Genomic DNA, 17,956 nt, shown 5'->3' on the forward strand with positions numbered 1-17,956 from the left:
TTTTGATGATCCAAGTAAGAATCGCAAATGTCATCGATTTAGAAGCAATTGAGTCTCTTGTCGCTCAATATCATGAGTTTGAAGGCATTGAGTCCTCTGCTGAGATGCGTCGCGCAGCGCTCTTGGAACTGGTGGCGTCAAACAAGCAGCATGGGTTTATTGTGGTCGCCACCTCGGATGAAAACATCATAGGTTATGCCGCAATCTGTTATGGCTTTTCGATTGAGTTTGGTGGTCGGGACGCTTTTTTAGATGAAGTGTTTGTTGCTGCGTCATTTCGCCGTAATGGTATTGGAGACACCCTGATAAGATTCGCAGAGGAAATCGCTAAAAAGGATAAAATACAAGCCTTGCATTTAGAAGTGTCAAAATCCAACGAAAAGGCGAGGAGCTTGTATTCTGGCCTTGGTTTTGAAAACAGAGAGGCATTTCATTTGATGTCTAAGAGGCTAAATGATTGATTAGCATACATAAACTTAGTTGGTCATTCGCAACTTCCCTAAACAGCCTAGAGGCAAATGCATCCAAAAAGCTCTCTATCTTGATTACTTTCTCTAATTATCTATTCCTTTAATTGCCTATTCCTTTATTTGTCTATAGGCATAGTTGGACTAGGACGTTGTCTACAAAGATTCGTCCCTTTTTACAATGAAGTGTATTGTCTCATGACTTGTCTGGTTGGCTATAAAGGTACCTTTTATGGTTATTTTTTGCGTTATTTGCGTAACAAAAAATTCATTTGATCTGTTTTGATAGTCTTTGTGTCGTTAAGGGGCAAATTCCCCGAGAATATTTTCGCGCTTTTTTGCTACAGTAAACTGGTAAGGATTTTTTGGAAGGGAAAAGATAAACACCTCGATTTAATCCATCTCATTTCCCGCGTTATTTAGATGTAGAGCATATGAACGAACTGATTCAATTAGCGGGTGCCATTACCTTATTGCTGTGGGGCATTCGAATGGTTCGAACTGGCTTTGAGCGAGCCTACAAAAGCCGCTTGGAACATGCTATTCGAGTCATGACAAAGCGCCGTATACAAGCGGCGGCACTGGGTGCGATAGCGGCGGCGGCTTTTCAATCTGGAACCGCTGTGGTGTTGCTGGCCGCTGGTTTTGTGGCAACCGGTGCCCTTGGCTTGCTTCCCGCCCTGTCGTTGGCCGTAGGAGCAGAAGTGGGCTCCAGTTTAATGGCCATGTTACTCAGCCTCGACTTATCTTTACTCTCACCTGTGCTCTTGTTCTTTGGTTACATCACTTTTCAACGGTCGAACAAGCGTAAACACAGATATTGGGGCCGTATTTTAATGGGGTTAGGCTTGTTATTGCTGTCCCTTTCATTGGTGGCCGACACCACTGCAACGATGCGTTCAGGTGAAGGCATGGCCTTCCTAACCAATATTCTGGCTCATGATCTGCTTTTAACCTTATTCATCTTGGCTCTCTTTACCTGGCTGGTTCATTCCAGTCTTGCGGTGATTTTAATGGTGAGTCATCTCGCCATCGATGGTTCTTTACCACTGGATACCGCCATGATTATGGTATTAGGGGCCAACATTGGTGGTGCGTTACCGGCCCTGAGTTCGGGCTGGGGGGTAAGTGCTAAAGGGCGTTTGGTTATCATAGGAAACCTTCTTATCCGCTCTTTGGCTGTGATGATAGGTTTCGTCATATACTTTTTCTACAAGAGTGGTTGGTTGCCACTTGAAGCTTGGAATTTAACCTCTCCAATGCTCTTTCATGTGGCGATCAATGTGTTTAATGCTGTCCTGTTTTTATCTTGTTTGCGGTTTTGGGCTAGGGTGTTGAAGAAATACATTTCACCTAATGCGTCTCAAGCCAGTTCGGAACACAAACCACTGTCTTCAGTTTATTTATCACAGGACGACATCAATCACCCTGTTCGGGCTATGGCCAATGTAACCAATGAAACCTTGCGCGTGGCGGATCTGGCTTATCAAATGCTTGAAAATACGCCACGTATGTTTCGCAATCGTAAACACATTAATCGAATTAAAGATCTGGATGACGACATCGATCATATTCATAGGGAAGTGACCTATTATTTGTCCGCCATTAAGAATATTAAAACGGCTTCTGAAGACCATATGAAATGGCAAGACGCGTTCAATTTTGTCACCAACATAGAACACGTAGGCGACATTATAGAAGCCAGTTTAATACCATTAGCTCGCAAAAAGCATAAGAATGGGATCAAGTTTTCAGCGCAAGGGGAAGGGGAGCTACGGGAGCTTTTTATTGAGCTCTTGGAAATCTTTCGCTTGGCTCAAGCTGTGTATGTATCAAAAAGCCCGGAACTGGCTGCGGAATTGATTGATGCCAAACAAGCTTATCGAGACAAACTGGCCATTTACCGAGAAGAGCACACAGGTAGGATTCGCCAGCAAGAGATAGAGTCCCTGTCTTCTACTCAAATCCATATGGACATATTGAGAGACTTGCAACGTATTTGCTCTCTGCTCATATCAACGGGCTATCCAATATTAAAACGTCACCAAGTGTCGTAAAGAGCATAGTAAAGGCTTTGCTGGAAAAAGAGGCGCAGCGAAAGGGCTTGTCTCTCATATTCCTTTGTTTCGCCTAAATTTCTGTCAATTCCCCCGCTGCAAATTTGCAGCATGGAGGAATTTCATTATCCGCTTGGTATGGTCGCCTTGGTCTTTTTGGCTTGTTATGATGGTTTGACAACAAACCAAAAGTAGGAGAGGGCGTCGAAATGCTTACCGATGAAGTGAAAAAATCCATTGAAGAAAGTGTTCTGTGTTGGCTTGCTACAGCGGATAGCTCTGGGGAACCTAATTGCTCTCCTAAAGAGGTATTTACTCATCATGACTCGAATACATTACTCATTGCCCACATTGCATCACCTGAGAGCGTCAAAAACATTCAGTCTAATGCCAAGGTATGTGTGAGTTTTGTCCATGTTCTAAAACAAAAAGGATTTAAGCTTAAGGGTCACGCAACTTACATAGATGCATCAGAAAGTCATTATCCCGAACTCTATAAACTCATCCAGCCTGTGGCATACGGTTTTCCTGTAAAAGGGATTATTCAAGTTAAAATAACCCGTGTTTCTCCTATCTTGGCCCCCAGTTATTATTTGCTACCAGGAACCACAGAAGAAAGCCAAATAGCGAGTGCAAGGCAAGCTTATGGCATCTAATGATGAACAATACCGTCAGGACTCTCTTAAAGATCCAGATTGCATCGCCGCCTTTCAGTATGCAGAAGACACCAAGTGTATTCTCAGTTATGAGCCTAGTTTCTTTAAACCTGTGTTTGGATAACCTCTTGGCAAAGCAAGTTATGACAGTCGGCTTGGTGCTGAGGTGGTTTTCGCTTATTTTTATTTTGCCTTTAAAAAATGCTTAAGAAGGAGGGATCATGGTGGCGTTTTTTTATCTACTAATGTGCATTTTAGGAACGGTTTTTCCTTATTGGGCATTTTTGCCTTGGTTTTTTGAAAACGGTTTAAACATTCACCTGTTACTAACGGAGGCCAGTCCAGCCATAGCCGCCTTTGCATGGTTAGACGTGGTGATTTCGGCACTCGTTTTATTGGTGTTTATTTGGGTGGATGGAAAGCGCAACAAAATGAGCATGCTTTGGCTTCCTACTCTTGGAACCTTAGTCGTTGGGGTCTCACTCGGTTTGCCTTTGTTCCTGTTGATGAGGGAATGGCAAATGTCCAGCAGCGAACGTTAGACTGCTAGCTTGAGGAGGAGGTCTAGATGGATTTAGGGCATTAGGGCATTAGGACATTAGGACATTAGGACATTAGGACATTAGGACATTAGGACATTAGGACATTAGGACATTAGGACATTAGGACATTAGGACATTAGGACATTAGGGCAGGAGCAGGTTGCCCTAGTCAGTGGACTTGTTCGTAGCTTTCCCAAATGCTGATTTAATTATGAGGGTAAAAACCGTGTTTTTTGAGATTTTTCCAGCCAGCTTAAAGCATTCTGATGACATCACTAATTTAACGCAAACGTTAGGCTATGACGCTAATCGAGAAGAAACCGCACACTGGTTGAACGCCTTGATTCATTCACCTTTACATCATGTCTTTGTGGTCGTGTGTGAGGATAAGGTGTCCGCTTGGTTGGTGGTTGAAAAACGCTTGTTTCTTGAATCAGGTTTTAAAGCTGAAATTACGGGGTTAGTGGTGGGTGAAAACTATCGTCGTCATGGCCTTGCTAAGGCATTAGTGTCAGCGGCTGAGGGTTGGGCAAAACAACAGGGTTTAGCAAAATTAGTCGTGAGATCAAACATATCACGAGAAGCTTCTCATCTTTTCTACCCTGCCATGGGGTTCCATTGCTCAAAAACCTCTCATGTCTATGTCAAAGCGGTTTAAGCAGCTTTGCTGGTGGGATTTGTTGATAGACTGCTCCAGATTCTTTAAGTCATAAAATTTTCTACTTAAAAAAAACATTATTTTTCAAGGGGATTACAGAGTCTTAAATACAAAGAGTAAAAAATATGCAAGTTCACCCTTGATTCGACAACTACCTTGAAAAGCCCAAATTTGCGTCTAGTCTTTCATTGCGTTTGAATTATTTCATAATTTTTATGCTTTCAAACGGACTAAAACTAGCTAAAAAAACATAAGTTCTCAAGAAGAGGACAAGGAGATAAAAATGAATTTAAGCAATGTCAGCCTATTGGCCTTCCTTACACTCGGTTATTCCACTATGTCGTTTGCCGCGGGAAGCGGCGTAGACGCCGGCAGCATTCCCAGTATCTATGAGGGTGTCATCCTAGAAAAAGGTGAAGAAACAGAACCAACATGGGTACAAATGAGTGGGAATGGATCACAGTGGTACGCAACCGATGGTGCAATCGTAGGATTCGAACTTGGAGAAAATACCCAAGGTGATCAAGCGGTTGAGGCATTTAAAGCACACGGTTATAGTAATGTCCTTTTTACTTGGGATGACTACGCATCGCATAAAACAGTACAAATTGATGATAAAGGTGGCCTCAAAAATTTCTACTGCGATTTCCAATATCTCATGACCGAAGTCTATTATGATGAATCAGGTTCTGATCGAAGCATTGAAGCGTTTCGTTGCCGTAAGATAAAAGACGATTATAAGGTTTCCTATCAGCTCTCTGTACGTTTTGATTCGCCTGATGGTAGAGCCGTTTGTCGAGACTGGACAGAAGAAGGATATGTTGCTGAATCATTTTCAAAAAGAATGTATCTCAATGGTATTCGCTATTCAGATACCGGTGACAACCAAATCACAACACTTTATTGCGTTATTCTTGAAAAAAATGATTAACCATTAAACTCGTAAGAAAATAACGCAACAATCCCTAGTTGTACTAGCTCAAACTTGATCTAACAGTTACCTGTTTTTCAGGTACAGTTGTGAGATTAGATTTGAGCTAGATTCTTCTTTGTCCAATCCTGCTTCTCCATTAATTAATGTTTCCAGTGGAATCATTGATAGAACATCCATACTAAGCTGCTATTGCTTTTATATTTTAATTTTTTGCTTCTTAAGATGAGTGCCCTGTTAAGCGTCGCTAGGGCATGGTGCGGCAGTCACTTTTCCGGATCGTCCGTATTTGGAGTGGCGCTTTTATTATGAAGATGGCACCGATTCTGGTTGGCATAAAAATCCACAAACCTATTTAGAGTTTGCAGAAAAAATACACCGCTACTTTACCTCCATAGCCAATAATAATCCTGACTTAGCGGATTTCACGCAGTATCAAGATTGGCAGCAATTGGCCCCAAAAGTTTCCTCCATATTGAACAAACAAGGTAAAAAACAACAGCGAATAAAGGCTTGGCAAGAGGCCGCTAAAGTTGATGGATTTTTTATATCCCCCCGAAACCATTCCTCAATATCGAGACTGGAATGAAGGTTTCCAGAATTTATCCTTAGGGAACAGTCAAGATGCAATGAAACATCCTATTTATGGCTTTTATCAAGCTGCTTCCTATCATCGCTGGTATGTATTAAGAGATTTACTGCCTAAGCATGGTTTGATGGTAGCGTGAAAGTAGCTTTATTTAAGATGATGCCGTGTTTAAGAGGATTTTCTAATATCTGCATTGAGAGTAATACAATATGAGGTTAGTGGTGAGCCGGTTTGGCATCGTCATGAGAATGAAGACGAATTATTTTGGTGTTTAAAGGTCATCTTACGTTGAAACTAAGAGACACCAATATTTAGCTTGAGCCAAGCGAAATGTTTGTTGTACCAAAAGGGGGCGAGCATTGTCCCTTGGCTTTTCCTGATACCAAATTTATGATGATTGAATCGGCTAGTAGAGCACATACTGGTGAGTTGGAGTCTGATGTTACTGTTTCAGCAGAGCAACAAGAATGGATACAAGGTGAGATTGAATTCCTAGGAGAAATAGTGAAATGAGCAATCAATATCTAGCGTCGTGTTTGTGTGCCGGTGTTACTTTTTCTGCCCAAGGTTTTGGTGACTTGGTTGCAAATTGCCACTGTGCAATGTGTCGAAAATTTCATGGGGCGGCATTTGCAACCTTAGTTGAGGTTAAGGGACTAAAGTGGTTGTCCGGCCAGGATTTATTAAAAAACTATCGTGCCGCAAATGGAACGGTGAGAACCTTTTGTGGTTGTTGTGGCGCAAGCATTGGTTTTCGAAGTAAAGATGCTGCGATGGATGATATGGAAATAGCCATTTCACTGTTTGATCAAGCGATACCTGTAAGGGTTGATGCTGAGATATATACTCATTATAAGGCGAATTGGTGTGTACTTTTGGAAGATGTACCAGCGTATCCTGAAGGGCGAGATTAGTCATACAATAGTCGTTATAATGATTTTCAGTATTATTGATAATCACTTTACAAGACTATTTGGCAACGAAAAAATTCTCTAGCTTGTTGTTGTTTACTTAATGGAGTTCCATGATGAAGTTTTTGGTGTTTCTTGGCAGTGTTCGTAACAGTACACCACCCAAACCTGCACGCTTGGGTGAGCGTGTTGCAAAGGCCTGTTTAGACTGTTTTGCTGAGCGTTTTGCCGAGCATGATATAGAACTCATTGATGCGCTAGATTATCCCATGGAGCCCGTCTTTAAACCGCATTTTGCTTATGCGAAGGGCAAGGCACCAACAGCACTCGATGCTTTGGCGGAAAAGATTGCCGCAGCCGATGGTTATATTATGGTTAGCCCGGAATACAACCATTCTATGAGTCCTGCTTTAGCGAATTTGTTGAATCATTTTGGTAGTTCGATATTTTCTTATAAGCCAAGCGCAATCGTTACTTACTCTGCTGGTCAGTGGGGTGGGATGCGAGCCGCAGTTGGCATGCGAAACTTTTTAGCCGAATTGGGTTGTTTGTCTGTCTCGGCAATGATTCATGTGCCTAAGGCGCAGGAAGTGTTCCATGAAGACGGCGCATTGCAAGCAGGTGAAGAGCAAAGTGCATGGTTTGATTACTTTGGCCGCAGCTTTTACCAATTGGTTTGGTGGGCGGAAGCAACCAAACAACAACGCAGTGTAGAAGACCCTTTTACCCATGCTAAGGTGTTTAAAACCACTCCATCACAACGCAATGCGCCATGATGTACGTATCATTTTAAATGAGAACATCCATCAAACTCTAAAGAGGGTGAAAGCTATCCTTATGCTTTACGTTGTGACTGTCGAAATGATAGAGGCGAAATTCTAAAGTGTTTTTTGAAGACACTTCTTAATACACGATCCGATCCAAAGCCAACCTTTTCGGCGATGACATTGATAGAAAGCTCGCTATTTTTTAATAATACTTGTGCATTTTCTGCTCTTATTAAATTCAAATACGACATGGGGGTCATACCGACACAAGAAAAGAATTTTGCGGCGAGTGTGCTTCGCGACATGGCATTTTCTTTCGCCAAACTGGACAGGGTCCATGGCTTATCGTATTCACTATACATGCTTTTTAACACCAAGCTGATTTTAGGATCTGAGAGACCTTTTAGTAATCCCGTGGAAAATTTTTGACTGCGTAATATATGGCTGCGTATGGCGCTGACCAATGTTACTTCGGCTAAGTGAAGAGCTAAGGCGTAGTAACCTTGTTCTTTGTCTTCAATTAAAAAGTCAATGGCAGTATTCATTAATTGATTGGTATGAACTGCTTGTTTTGACAAATAGATGTGTGATGGTAACTCCTTGAGAATGCCGGAAGTAGTCGTTGTGCCAATATCAAAGGCCACACCAACTAAAATAGCAGCTTGTTGTGCTTCGCCTACTTTGACCGTGACGGTTGAAGAGTATTGTCTTTGAATATCATAAGGTTGATCTCGTGTTCCTTGCCAATCCAACTGATTGATATCGATAAATTGCTGGGCGCTGGTCTGGCCTAATCGGCAATCCCCTTCTCTAAGTGCGATGAGGCTGTCTTTGGGGTTGAGAATGAATTGTTGTTCACCGTAATCCAGTTGGATTGGGGGGCCTGACACCAGAGATAAGAAGTATGCTGGGGAGAAGTCAGTCACATGAACACCGCTTTCCGCGTGTAGCTCCCATCGAGAAATAGTCGTTGAATTTATTTTTAAACCGGTGAGCAATTGGCTCAATACATCCATAGTCTCTCTCTTTTTATTATTTTTGATGCCGTTTTGATCTGGACGAATTTTCCGCTATTACGGACTTCTACATGTTTATTGTCCAATTTATAGGGGGATAATACTGTCTGTTTGCATAACTCACAATAACAATAAAGAGGTGAAAACATGATAGAAAAAGGCAAGCGCGTTGCTATTGTTGGTGCTGGACCTGGTGGTATTTCCGCTGCATTGGGCCTGCTTAAGCAAGGTTACCAAGTCACAGTGTATGAAAGTCATCCTGAGCCGAAACCTTTAGGTGGAGCGGTTTTACTGAGTGTTCCTGTTTTAGCGGTATTGCGTTATTACGGTATTGATCTAGACAATTTTGGTAAAAAAACCAAAGTCGAATTTCACAATCAGAAAGGCAAAATTCGCGCAAATTTAGCTTGGAATCCCAAGGTGGAAAAAGCATTTGGGATAGAAGGTTGGCATTATGGTGTGTTGCGAAAAAGTGCTTTTGGACACATGTTGGCTCAGTTACCTTCGCACGTCATTCAAGCAAACAAATGCTTTTCTCATTACCGCGAAACAGAGCATGAAATTGAGCTGTATTTTGACAATGGTGACATGGCAACGGCAGACATTTTAATTGGCGCAGATGGCATTCGTTCTAAAGTCTCACAACAAGCCTTTGGCGAAGCGAACCTATTTCATGTTGGTTTGCGAGTATGGTTAGCCTGGTGTGATCCGATTGAGGGTTTACCAGATGATCGTGGTGTCATATCTCATTCCGATAAATATCAAGCAAGCTATTTTCCTATGCTTCACGATGGCAAGCCTGGGTTTGAATGGTGGTTTGTCGAAGCCAGAAAGGAGAACGCAGCTGAGCCCAAAGACCCAAAAGCCTACCTCAGCAATATAGCTAAAGACTTTGCATCTCCTATGAAACGCTTTATTGAAGCAACAGATTTTAGTCGTCAGATCTTTCCTTGGGATATCTACAATCGTCCTTCCTTGAAGCATTGGTCAAAGGGACGAGTGGTGTGTATTGGTGATGCCGTTCACCCAGTGTCACCTTATGCCGCTTATGGAATGGGTATGGCGATAGAGGATGGTTATTTTCTGGCGAAATTTCTCGGTGGGCAAGCGTTAACCGATATTAATATCGTGAAGGACGCTTTTGCTGCATTTGAGAAGCAAAGAGTGGACTATGTGAATCATCAAGTTGAATTCGCCCGAACATTAGGGAATGTGTTTCACAAACTGCCTTGGCCACTAGCAAAAGTGAGAGATTTTATTTATGACCATACTGGGTTATTAAATACGCAATTAAATAAGGATTACTTAGGAACTCAAGAAGCCATGTGTTTGTCGATGACGGACTTGCACCAGTCTAGTTAGTAAGCTAATGGATTAAATGTCTATTGCTTCTGGAGCTTAGCCGTTTCGTTGTTATGATGAAGCGGCTTTTTGAGCTGAGACAATGTCGACGACTTTGGTTTCTGTGTCAGCCAACAGCACTTTTTATAGAAATCAAACAGTGAAGTAATACCCTGAATATGACTCGACTTTTCAATAAAAAAAGCGAGCAATTGAACTCGCTTTTTTAAACCTAGTTATTGTAAACAAGGTTAGGCTTTTTCAGCAGCGGCTATGCTGGCTTTGATATAGCCTTGTAGAGTGTCTTTAAGTTGTAGGCGTTGTTTTTTTAAGCTTTCTTCCTGCTGTGTTGTCGCTGGAATAATTTCCTTTTCCATCTTTTCTATTTCGTGAGTTAAATGATTGTATTCATTATAAAGCTTTCTAAAGTGAGCATCTTCCATTTTGAGGTCATGGATATCGTCTTTATACTCGGGAAACTCATTGATTAAACTGTGGTCAGAAATTGGCATGTTATCCTCCGATGCGTGTTTACTGATTCATTATGCTCATTTATAGATTAGTCGAGACGCAGAAATAGATTTTTGATCCTTGTCAGCTTTTCTTACGTCAGTATTAATAGGGTTTCTCACTCTGTTCATCGAACTGTCGAATACTAGGTAAAATATTCATGTTTGCTTCAGCTCATCCCTATTTAATTAGGCTTTTGCTTGGCAGTAGATACCTTGAGACGGAGTTGATTAACGACGCTATATCAAAGTATAGGAGACAAGTGTCCGCTTTGCTGTGTAATCTAATAGAGATTGAGAAAATCTTCTTAGATCACAAATAACATCTATGACCTTCATATTTCAGCTATAGGGACTATTCGAATTCTGACAAACCTATTGATATCACCTCTAGTGGGGGTGTCGCGGTTTGTGATCTTGTTTGTCAAAATAGAATGCAATCAGTAACCAGAAGATAAGGCGAAGTGAGTAGATTCAGTCTTGTTGGTCTTCACGTACAGGCAATCTGAGCAGATAAATGCTGACGCATGTACCTATGGTTATTAAGCCAATGGTTGCCCAAAAACGATAAACAATGAGCATGGAAATGCTCATTCCCACCCACATGAAAAGAATGGCGCGGTTGCGTGAACGTCTAGGAATACCGTCTTCGGACTGCCAATCTCGCACGATAGGGCCAAAAAATTTGTGATTGAGTAACCAGTTGTGAAAGCGCTCAGACGATTTCGAAAAGCACCAAGCGGCCAGTAAAACCAAGGGTGTGGTGGGCAATAAAGGCAAATAAATACCAATAATGCCGGTGATCAGAGAAAACCAGCCCAGCGCGAGATAAAAATACTTTTTGGCTGGCATCATAGCAAACACCTTAATGGCAATAGGCAGTTCATAATATACTGCTTGTCCTTATTATTATGGGACTTATTGACCGGAATGGAAAATGGCCGACATGTCTTCCTCTGGAGTATTTTCAATGCATGGCCAGCCGCCTAGTCGTTTCCAACGATTAACCATTTCACAGAAGAGCTCAGCGGTTTTTTCTGTGTCGTATTTTGCTGAGTGTGCTTCAGAATTACTAAAGGGAATTGCCGCCGCCTCGCAGGCTTTGGCCAATACCGTTTGACCAAAAACCAACCCAGCTAAACTGGCGGTATCGAAGCTAGAGAATGGATGGAAAGGATTGCGTTTTATTTCAGCACGCTCAATAGCGGCATTTAAAAAACCATGATCAAAGGCGGCATTATGACCTACCAAGATAGCGCGTTTACAACCTACTGATTTCAATTCTTTGCGCACTTTGGAGAACATTTGTGTGATGGCTTCACCTTCTGATACATCGTCTCGGCCAGGCTCAAAAGGATCAATTCCAGTGAAGTCGAGAGCGGCTTTTTCAAGATTAGCGCCTTCGAATGGCTTGATCAGGAAACCTATGGTTTCATGTATATAAAGATCACCGTTTTCATCCATTCTTAGAATGCTGGCAGCTATTTCTAATAACGCATCGGTTTTTTGATTAAAGCCTGCGGTTTCTACGTCGATAACAACGGGTAGGAAACCTCGGAATCGATCTTTGATTTCATGGTTTGACAAATGAGGGTCCTTAATTCTGCCGCGTATTTGAGAATATCGGTATACAATAGGATGTGATGATAACACAATTGAATATGCTTGAACGAGATGTCTCAATGGGAATCGCCCAACAACTTTTAATTCGCTCTGCGTTTTGTTTTGCCGCTTGTTTGCCTGTGACGCAAGTGCAAGCCTTAACGCATTATCAGTCTGGTATTACCGATTCAAAATGGTTGCTGTCTGGGGACATCTTCTCGTGTAGTTTGACGCATCCTGTTGCGCATTATGGTGAAGGTCAGTTTATCAAGGAAGCGGGCGAACCTATGAAGTTTGTGTTGCAACCTCGTAATGAAAAGCTTGGCCCTGGCCAAGTGTATATTATCTCCCAAGCACCACAATGGTCACCAGGTGTTAAGCCAGAAACCCTCGAAATTTTGCCTTACCCGGGTTATGGATTAACGGTAGAAGTCGGCGGTAAAGTGGCGGAGCGTATGTTGACCAGTTTGGATAGAGGTCGTCATCCGATTGTTGCTGGGCGTGCGTGGGAAGACAGTCGTGAGACAGTGGAAGTAAGCTTATCAAACATCAATTTTGCTCCAGCTTATAATGAGTTTCGTCGTTGTTTATCAACCTTATTGCCGGTGAATTATGATCAGATTGCCCGTACGGCGGCCTTGTTTCCAATTAATGGTGTGAATTTGACAGACCGTATTAAAGCGCGTTTGGATTTGGTGGCTCTGTATGTATCATCTGATCCAACGGTGGAATACATTTATATTGATGGTCACACCGACAATATAGGTTCTCGTCGCGATAACCGTGAATTGTCTAAATTGCGAGCGGAAAAAGTAACGGCGTATTTATTGGAAAAAGGCGTGCCCGCAGGGAAAATTATTTCCCGTTACCATGGTGAGCGTTACCCATCGACCACCAATAATAATCCGCAAGGGCGAGAGCGTAACCGTCGTGTGACCATTCGGTTAGAAAAAAGTGAGTAGGCTTCAGCCAGTTATTAATATCGAGTTGGCTTAAATATTTTACAACAGATATACCCGCGTTTTTGGAAGCTCCATTCGATCACAAAATATCGGTGAGAATGGGGCTTTTTACTTGCTAAGCCAGTAGTGAAAATTTAAACTTAGCTCCCTTTTTTAATTTATTTGCGCCGCCCTGTACTGGTTTAAAAGCATTGGCGTGGGAGCGCGAGCTCGTTGAGGAGAATAGAAATAATGTCTGACGTGAAGAAGGTAGTGCTTGCTTATTCAGGCGGCCTTGATACTTCTGTGATCGTGAAGTGGCTTCAAGAAGAGTATAACTGTGAAGTGGTGACCTTTACCGCTGACCTAGGACAGGGTGAAGAGGTTGAACCAGCTCGCGCGAAAGCTCAAGCGTTGGGTATTAAAGAAATCTACATCGAAGATTTGCGCGAAGAATTTGTGCGTGATTTCGTTTTCCCTATGTTCCGAGCGAACACCATTTACGAAGGTGAGTACCTATTGGGTACTTCTATCGCACGTCCTTTGATCGCCAAGCGTTTGATTGAAATCGCTAACGAAACTGGAGCGGATGCGATTGCACATGGTGCGACTGGTAAAGGTAACGATCAAGTACGTTTTGAATTGGGTGCATACGCCCTAAAACCTGGTGTAAAAGTCATTGCGCCTTGGCGTGAGTGGGATTTAACGTCTCGTGAAACCCTCATGGCATACTGTGAAAAGCATCAGATCCCAGTGGACTTCTCTAACAAGAAGAAAAAATCTCCTTATTCTATGGATGCCAACTTACTTCATATCTCTTATGAAGGAGACTTGTTGGAAGACCCTTGGACAGAAGCGGAAGCCGATATGTGGCGTTGGTCTGTGTCTCCTGAAGAAGCACCAAATGAGCCGACGTATCTTGAAATCGGTTATGAAAAAGGCGATCCAGTTTCCATCAATGGTGAAGTCATGTCGCCTGCTACCATCTTGGCAACCTTGAACAAGATTGGTGGTGAGAATGGTATTGGTCGTGTGGACATAGTTGAAAACCGTTTCGTTGGCATGAAAGCCCGTGGTTGTTACGAAACACCTGGTGGCACCATCATGATGAAAGCCCACCGTGCGATTGAGTCCATCACTTTAGACCGTGAAGCGGCGCACTTGAAAGATGAAATCATGCCGCGTTATGCAAAAATCATTTACAACGGGTTCTGGTGGTCTGAAGAACGTCGTATGATGCAAGCTTTGATCGATGCGTCACAAGAACACGTAAAGGGTACGGTTCGTTTGAAATTGTACAAAGGCAATGTAGAAGTGGTTGGTCGTCAATCGCCAAACAGCTTGTTTGATAGCTCGGTTGCTACTTTTGAAGACGATGCCGGTGCTTACGATCAGAAAGATGCTGCTGGTTTCATTAAATTGAACGCTTTGCGTATGCGTATTGCGGCGCAAAAAGGCCGTGGTTTCTTAGACAAAAAATAAGGCAGTAGTGAGACCTTGCCAAGGGTCTCATGCCAAATCAAATAACGCTCCATACTTTTCAGTTCGGAGCGTTTTTCTTTTTTTGTCCAATTGGTCAGAATTTGCTAACGTATGGCATACTTAAATTGAAGAATGTGGCTGCATGTTTAATGACATTGAGTTAACACTCTGCTAGATGCCTCGCTAAAGGAAACATCCTATGACGATTTACAATGTTGGCTCGATCAATCTCGATCATGTTTATCAGCTTGATCATTTTGTACGTCCTGGTGAAACCATGGCCTCGGATGACTATCAATGTCTGTTAGGCGGTAAAGGTGCCAATCAATCGGTTGCTTTGGCCAAGGCGGGCGCGGATGTGAAGCATGTAGGGGCGATTCATCATTCGAATCAAGCGATTCTCAGTCAGTTGCAATCCCTTGGGGTTGATACCCAGTTGATTAACACGACAGAGGTGCCTACTGGACATGCCATTATTCAGTTAACCAAGCAGGCTGAAAACGCGATTATTTTGTATCAAGGTGCTAATCATGCGTTGACTGAGCAGCAAATTGATGACGTATTACAAAATGCTCAGGCAGGCGATTGGGTGCTGTTGCAAAACGAAACCAATTTGATTGAGTACGTGATGCAAAAAGCCAAACAATGCGAGGTTAAAGTGGCGTTTAATCCAGCGCCAATGGATGCAGAATTGACCAAGCAAGTCTTGGGGCTTGTGGATTTGCTGATTGTCAACGAAGTTGAAGCCATGGATCTCATAGGGACGCAAGACATTGCTTCCACCATTAAAGCATTTCCCCAAGCTTACCCAGATTTAGAAGTCTTGATGACCTTGGGGAAAGATGGCGTGTGCTACTTTAATGGCAAAGAGCATTTGCAAGTTGAGGCATTTTCCGTGCAAGCCGTGGACACCACGGCTGCAGGAGATACTTTTATTGGCTTTTGCTTATCCGCCCTGATGGCGGGGGAGCCAGTGACTAAAGCTATTCGCCGCGCTTGTGCGGCATCCGCATTGTGTGTTACCCGCTTAGGTGCGGCAGCTTCCATACCAACGCAGCAAGAAGTTACGGATTTTCTTGCTTTGCAAAATGATTAGCAAAGCCAAATTAACAGAGGAACAAGCTAGTATGGCTCGTAAAATTATTATCGATACGGATCCGGGCATTGATGATGCGATGGCGATTTTTTTTGCTTTCCAAGCCCCACAAATTGACGTATTAGGCTTGACCACTACCTTTGGTAATGTGTCGGTCGATCTTGCCACGCAAAATGCCATTACCTTGACGGAAATTGCCAAAGTTGAGGTGCCTGTTGCCAAAGGGGTGGACGTGCCTAGTGTGATTGCACCTCGTCCTCATCCTGATTTTGTTCACGGTAAAGACGGTTTTGGTAATATCAATTGGCCAGCGCCGCAAGGTCAGGCGGTTGACAAAAGTGCGGCGCAATTTATTGTCGATACTGTTCGAGAATACCCTGGTGAAGTCACTATTGTTGCCTTGGGGCCGTTGGGAAACTTAGCGAAAGCGCTGGAAATGGATCCTGAGGTGGCGAACTTGGTGGATGAAGTGGTATTGATGGGCGGTACTGCCATCGAATATGGTAACGTTTCGCCAGTAGCCGAAGCCAATATTATGAACGATCCGCATGCGGCGGATAAAGTCTTTACCGCCCCTTGGCAAGTTACCATGATAGGTTTAGACGTGACCCATCAAGTATTATTGGACAACAGTGTGCTTGAACGTATTCGTGCAGCCAACCCTGAGCAGGGTGGTTTCTTATACGATTGTGCGCAACACTATATTCATTTCTACAGTAGTCGTTTTGATATGGATGGTTGTTATTTCCATGACGCTTCTACCATAGCCTATGTTATGGACCCAAGTATCTTTGGTGTCGAAACCGGTGCCATTCGTGTGGCTTGTGAAGGCATTGGCATTGGGCAAACCATCTTTGCACCAGAGGGTATGACTTTCCCTGAACCTCATTGGACAGATGTTCCTATGACGCAAGTTTGCATGGAAGTGGACAGTGATAAGCTGCTGAAGCTGTTTGAGACCACCTTGTCTTAAGCACTTGCTGCATACAAATATAAAGGCATAAAGGCGTACGTCTTTATGCCTTTATTATTTTTAGTCTTTATAATAAGCCGATACTATTTTTCAACGCCTAAAATGTTTATTGAATTAAGGCCTAGGACCCTATGACAAACACTGACATGAGTCTGTTAAAGACACTTCTTCTTAGTTCGTCTTATCAGCGAGCAACTCATCTGGCGATTCGCTCGGACGAACTTAGTCAGTCTTTACAGGCTGAAGCTGAGTGGGCTGCACATAATAAATGGGCTGGGGTAGGCCATGCTTTACTGGTGGTATTGCTCGGTGTCGTGGCTGGTCAATTGCTTGTCACCCTGTTGGGGGAGATGAACATTTACCAATATGTTTCTAAATTAACCTATTTCTTTTTGTTGGTAATGGGTTACCTATTGTCTATTGTTGGTTCCTGCTATGTGTTGTTTAAAAGCTTTAAAGTCTATCAAAATAGAAGGCTGTCTTTGCTCTCTGCGCATCTAACCCAGAAGGGGTTGGTATTTGATAAAAATATCAAACTGATGACGGTTGAAGGATTGATCAATTTGGAAGAGAACCTTGTTCTAGCGCAGCAAGGGGACAGTAATGCCTTGTTGCAATTGTCATTGGCCATATTGGAAGGGCGCTATCTAAAGGCGAATGTTAACATGGCAATGGCTCTGGCTGCGGTCGCCGCTGATCTTAATAACAGTCGTGCTGCGTATTTGGTTGCACAGGCTTTTGACGCCAATCTTGATGTAAAATTGTCGGCACAAGAGGCCGAAATAGCGGCGTTGAAAGAAGAGCAAAGTCATTTGTTTTGGCTGCAAAGAGCGGCGGAATTAGGGTCATACAAAGCCAAATCCGATTTGGCGAGAAAAGCAGCGCCTGATTCTTTGGTTACGAAATCAAAAGCCGCGAAATCGACTCAAGACTTGGTAGAGGCAGCAGTGCTAGAAGAGTAATCTTGCCGACTAAATCAAGAAACGAAACAGGTCATTGAACATCTAGTGAAACGGTTATGGCGCAGTAGGTAAGGTTATTAGCTGTGGTAATCCACGTATTGTTTAATAAATTCCACATCACTTTTGGCTATGGTGTGGAATTTGAATTTTAAATAATGCTTATTGTGCTCGTTGAGTATATCCAACTCTGGGTCACATAACACCTTGATCAACTTACGTCTGCCTTCGTGCATGGCTTTTAATTCAAGTTTCACCATTTTTGAGCCTTCTATCCCTGATGGAGCCTCCACTTCAATCATTTTAGTGGATATATTTGTGCAATGGATGGGCATGACTTTACCATTAATCAGAAACAAAGAGCCCGTCCAATAACATCGAACATAAGGGGATTGAGTGGTAGACATAATGCGTTCCTTTCTCGCGTTAGCTGTCAGTATGTGGCGACGCAACAGTATA

Annotated in this window: 23 protein-coding genes; 18 read left to right on the forward strand and 5 right to left on the reverse strand. The window is 42.9% G+C overall.

Annotated features, from left to right (window positions below; translation table 11 throughout):
* Window positions 1-5 precede the first annotated feature (5 nt).
* The 12 genes from ABXS85_RS17925 (at window position 6) to ABXS85_RS17980 (ending at window position 7,587) form a co-directional block, all read left to right on the forward strand.
* The gene (locus tag ABXS85_RS17925) at window positions 6-461 is read left to right on the forward strand and encodes a GNAT family N-acetyltransferase (protein ID WP_353667893.1); all 456 of its coding nucleotides are present in this window, start codon (window positions 6-8) and stop codon (window positions 459-461) included.
* A 440-nt stretch (window positions 462-901) separates the two neighbouring features.
* Window positions 902-2,524: a Na/Pi cotransporter family protein gene (locus tag ABXS85_RS17930; protein WP_353667894.1), complete on the forward strand. Its 1,623-nt coding sequence runs from the start codon at window positions 902-904 to the stop codon at window positions 2,522-2,524.
* Window positions 2,525-2,733: 209 nt separating this feature from the next.
* On the forward strand, window positions 2,734-3,180 hold the full coding sequence (locus tag ABXS85_RS17935) for a pyridoxamine 5'-phosphate oxidase family protein (protein ID WP_353667895.1): 447 nt from the start codon (window positions 2,734-2,736) through the stop codon (window positions 3,178-3,180).
* Entirely contained in the window at window positions 3,170-3,304 is a 135-nt protein-coding gene (locus ABXS85_RS17940) for a hypothetical protein (protein ID WP_353667896.1), read from the forward strand. The genes ABXS85_RS17935 and ABXS85_RS17940 overlap by 11 nt, the downstream gene beginning before the upstream one ends.
* Window positions 3,305-3,401: 97 nt before the next feature.
* Entirely contained in the window at window positions 3,402-3,722 is a 321-nt protein-coding gene (locus tag ABXS85_RS17945; RefSeq protein ID WP_353667897.1) for a DUF2834 domain-containing protein, read from the forward strand.
* A 226-nt stretch (window positions 3,723-3,948) separates the two neighbouring features.
* Window positions 3,949-4,380, forward strand: a complete 432-nt coding sequence (locus ABXS85_RS17950; RefSeq protein WP_353667898.1) for a GNAT family N-acetyltransferase — start codon at window positions 3,949-3,951, stop codon at window positions 4,378-4,380.
* Between the two features lie 283 nt (window positions 4,381-4,663).
* Window positions 4,664-5,311 (forward strand): hypothetical protein, encoded by a 648-nt coding sequence (locus tag ABXS85_RS17955; protein WP_353667899.1) that lies wholly within the window; start codon window positions 4,664-4,666, stop codon window positions 5,309-5,311.
* A gap of 289 nt (window positions 5,312-5,600) precedes the next feature.
* Window positions 5,601-5,900, forward strand: a complete 300-nt coding sequence (locus ABXS85_RS17960; RefSeq protein WP_353667900.1) for a DUF6765 family protein — start codon at window positions 5,601-5,603, stop codon at window positions 5,898-5,900.
* Complete coding sequence (locus ABXS85_RS17965) at window positions 5,848-6,039, forward strand: hypothetical protein (protein WP_353669795.1); 192 nt, start codon at window positions 5,848-5,850, stop codon at window positions 6,037-6,039. The genes ABXS85_RS17960 and ABXS85_RS17965 overlap by 53 nt, the downstream gene beginning before the upstream one ends.
* Window positions 6,040-6,230: 191 nt before the next feature.
* Window positions 6,231-6,413 (forward strand): hypothetical protein, encoded by a 183-nt coding sequence (locus ABXS85_RS17970; RefSeq protein WP_353667901.1) that lies wholly within the window; start codon window positions 6,231-6,233, stop codon window positions 6,411-6,413.
* Window positions 6,410-6,814 (forward strand): GFA family protein, encoded by a 405-nt coding sequence (locus ABXS85_RS17975; protein WP_353667902.1) that lies wholly within the window; start codon window positions 6,410-6,412, stop codon window positions 6,812-6,814. Before ABXS85_RS17970 ends, ABXS85_RS17975 begins: the two co-directional genes overlap by 4 nt.
* Window positions 6,815-6,927: 113 nt before the next feature.
* Window positions 6,928-7,587, forward strand: coding sequence for an NAD(P)H-dependent oxidoreductase (locus ABXS85_RS17980; RefSeq protein WP_353669792.1), 660 nt, complete (start codon window positions 6,928-6,930; stop codon window positions 7,585-7,587).
* A 59-nt stretch (window positions 7,588-7,646) separates the two neighbouring features.
* Here ABXS85_RS17980 and ABXS85_RS17985 read toward each other — a convergent pair whose 3' ends face one another.
* Window positions 7,647-8,594 carry an AraC family transcriptional regulator gene (locus ABXS85_RS17985; RefSeq protein WP_353667903.1) on the reverse strand — a complete coding sequence of 316 codons (948 nt, stop codon included), beginning with the start codon at window positions 8,592-8,594 and terminating at the stop codon, window positions 7,647-7,649.
* A gap of 147 nt (window positions 8,595-8,741) precedes the next feature.
* Between ABXS85_RS17985 and ABXS85_RS17990 the strand changes: the two genes are divergently transcribed.
* Window positions 8,742-9,956, forward strand: a complete 1,215-nt coding sequence (locus tag ABXS85_RS17990) for an FAD-dependent monooxygenase (protein WP_353667904.1) — start codon at window positions 8,742-8,744, stop codon at window positions 9,954-9,956.
* A gap of 230 nt (window positions 9,957-10,186) precedes the next feature.
* On the opposite strand, the gene ABXS85_RS17995 is transcribed toward ABXS85_RS17990, so the two are convergent.
* The 3 genes from ABXS85_RS17995 to rnt all read right to left on the reverse strand — a co-directional run bounded on the left by ABXS85_RS17995 (window position 10,187) and on the right by rnt (window position 12,031).
* Entirely contained in the window at window positions 10,187-10,447 is a 261-nt protein-coding gene (locus ABXS85_RS17995) for a DUF465 domain-containing protein (protein ID WP_353667905.1), read from the reverse strand.
* Window positions 10,448-10,918: 471 nt separating this feature from the next.
* Entirely contained in the window at window positions 10,919-11,299 is a 381-nt protein-coding gene (locus tag ABXS85_RS18000; protein ID WP_353667906.1) for a YbaN family protein, read from the reverse strand.
* 63 nt (window positions 11,300-11,362) lie between these two features.
* Window positions 11,363-12,031: a ribonuclease T gene (gene rnt, locus ABXS85_RS18005; RefSeq protein WP_353667907.1), complete on the reverse strand. Its 669-nt coding sequence runs from the start codon at window positions 12,029-12,031 to the stop codon at window positions 11,363-11,365.
* Between the two features lie 56 nt (window positions 12,032-12,087).
* Between rnt and ABXS85_RS18010 the strand changes: the two genes are divergently transcribed.
* The 5 genes from ABXS85_RS18010 to ABXS85_RS18030 all read left to right on the forward strand — a co-directional run bounded on the left by ABXS85_RS18010 (window position 12,088) and on the right by ABXS85_RS18030 (window position 17,500).
* Entirely contained in the window at window positions 12,088-13,008 is a 921-nt protein-coding gene (locus ABXS85_RS18010; protein ID WP_353667908.1) for an OmpA family protein, read from the forward strand.
* Window positions 13,009-13,239: 231 nt separating this feature from the next.
* On the forward strand, window positions 13,240-14,469 hold the full coding sequence (locus ABXS85_RS18015) for an argininosuccinate synthase (RefSeq protein WP_353667909.1): 1,230 nt from the start codon (window positions 13,240-13,242) through the stop codon (window positions 14,467-14,469).
* A gap of 199 nt (window positions 14,470-14,668) precedes the next feature.
* On the forward strand, window positions 14,669-15,565 hold the full coding sequence (locus ABXS85_RS18020; RefSeq protein ID WP_353667910.1) for a ribokinase: 897 nt from the start codon (window positions 14,669-14,671) through the stop codon (window positions 15,563-15,565).
* A gap of 31 nt (window positions 15,566-15,596) precedes the next feature.
* Window positions 15,597-16,538 (forward strand): nucleoside hydrolase, encoded by a 942-nt coding sequence (locus tag ABXS85_RS18025; protein WP_353667911.1) that lies wholly within the window; start codon window positions 15,597-15,599, stop codon window positions 16,536-16,538.
* Window positions 16,539-16,669: 131 nt separating this feature from the next.
* Entirely contained in the window at window positions 16,670-17,500 is an 831-nt protein-coding gene (locus ABXS85_RS18030) for a hypothetical protein (RefSeq protein ID WP_353667912.1), read from the forward strand.
* A 77-nt stretch (window positions 17,501-17,577) separates the two neighbouring features.
* Here ABXS85_RS18030 and ABXS85_RS18035 read toward each other — a convergent pair whose 3' ends face one another.
* Window positions 17,578-17,904, reverse strand: coding sequence for a hypothetical protein (locus tag ABXS85_RS18035; protein WP_353667913.1), 327 nt, complete (start codon window positions 17,902-17,904; stop codon window positions 17,578-17,580).
* Between the last annotated feature and the right edge of the window lie 52 nt (window positions 17,905-17,956).

It is taken from the genome of Marinomonas sp. THO17 (genome assembly GCF_040436405.1).
Classification (GTDB): Bacteria; Pseudomonadota; Gammaproteobacteria; order Pseudomonadales; family Marinomonadaceae; genus Marinomonas.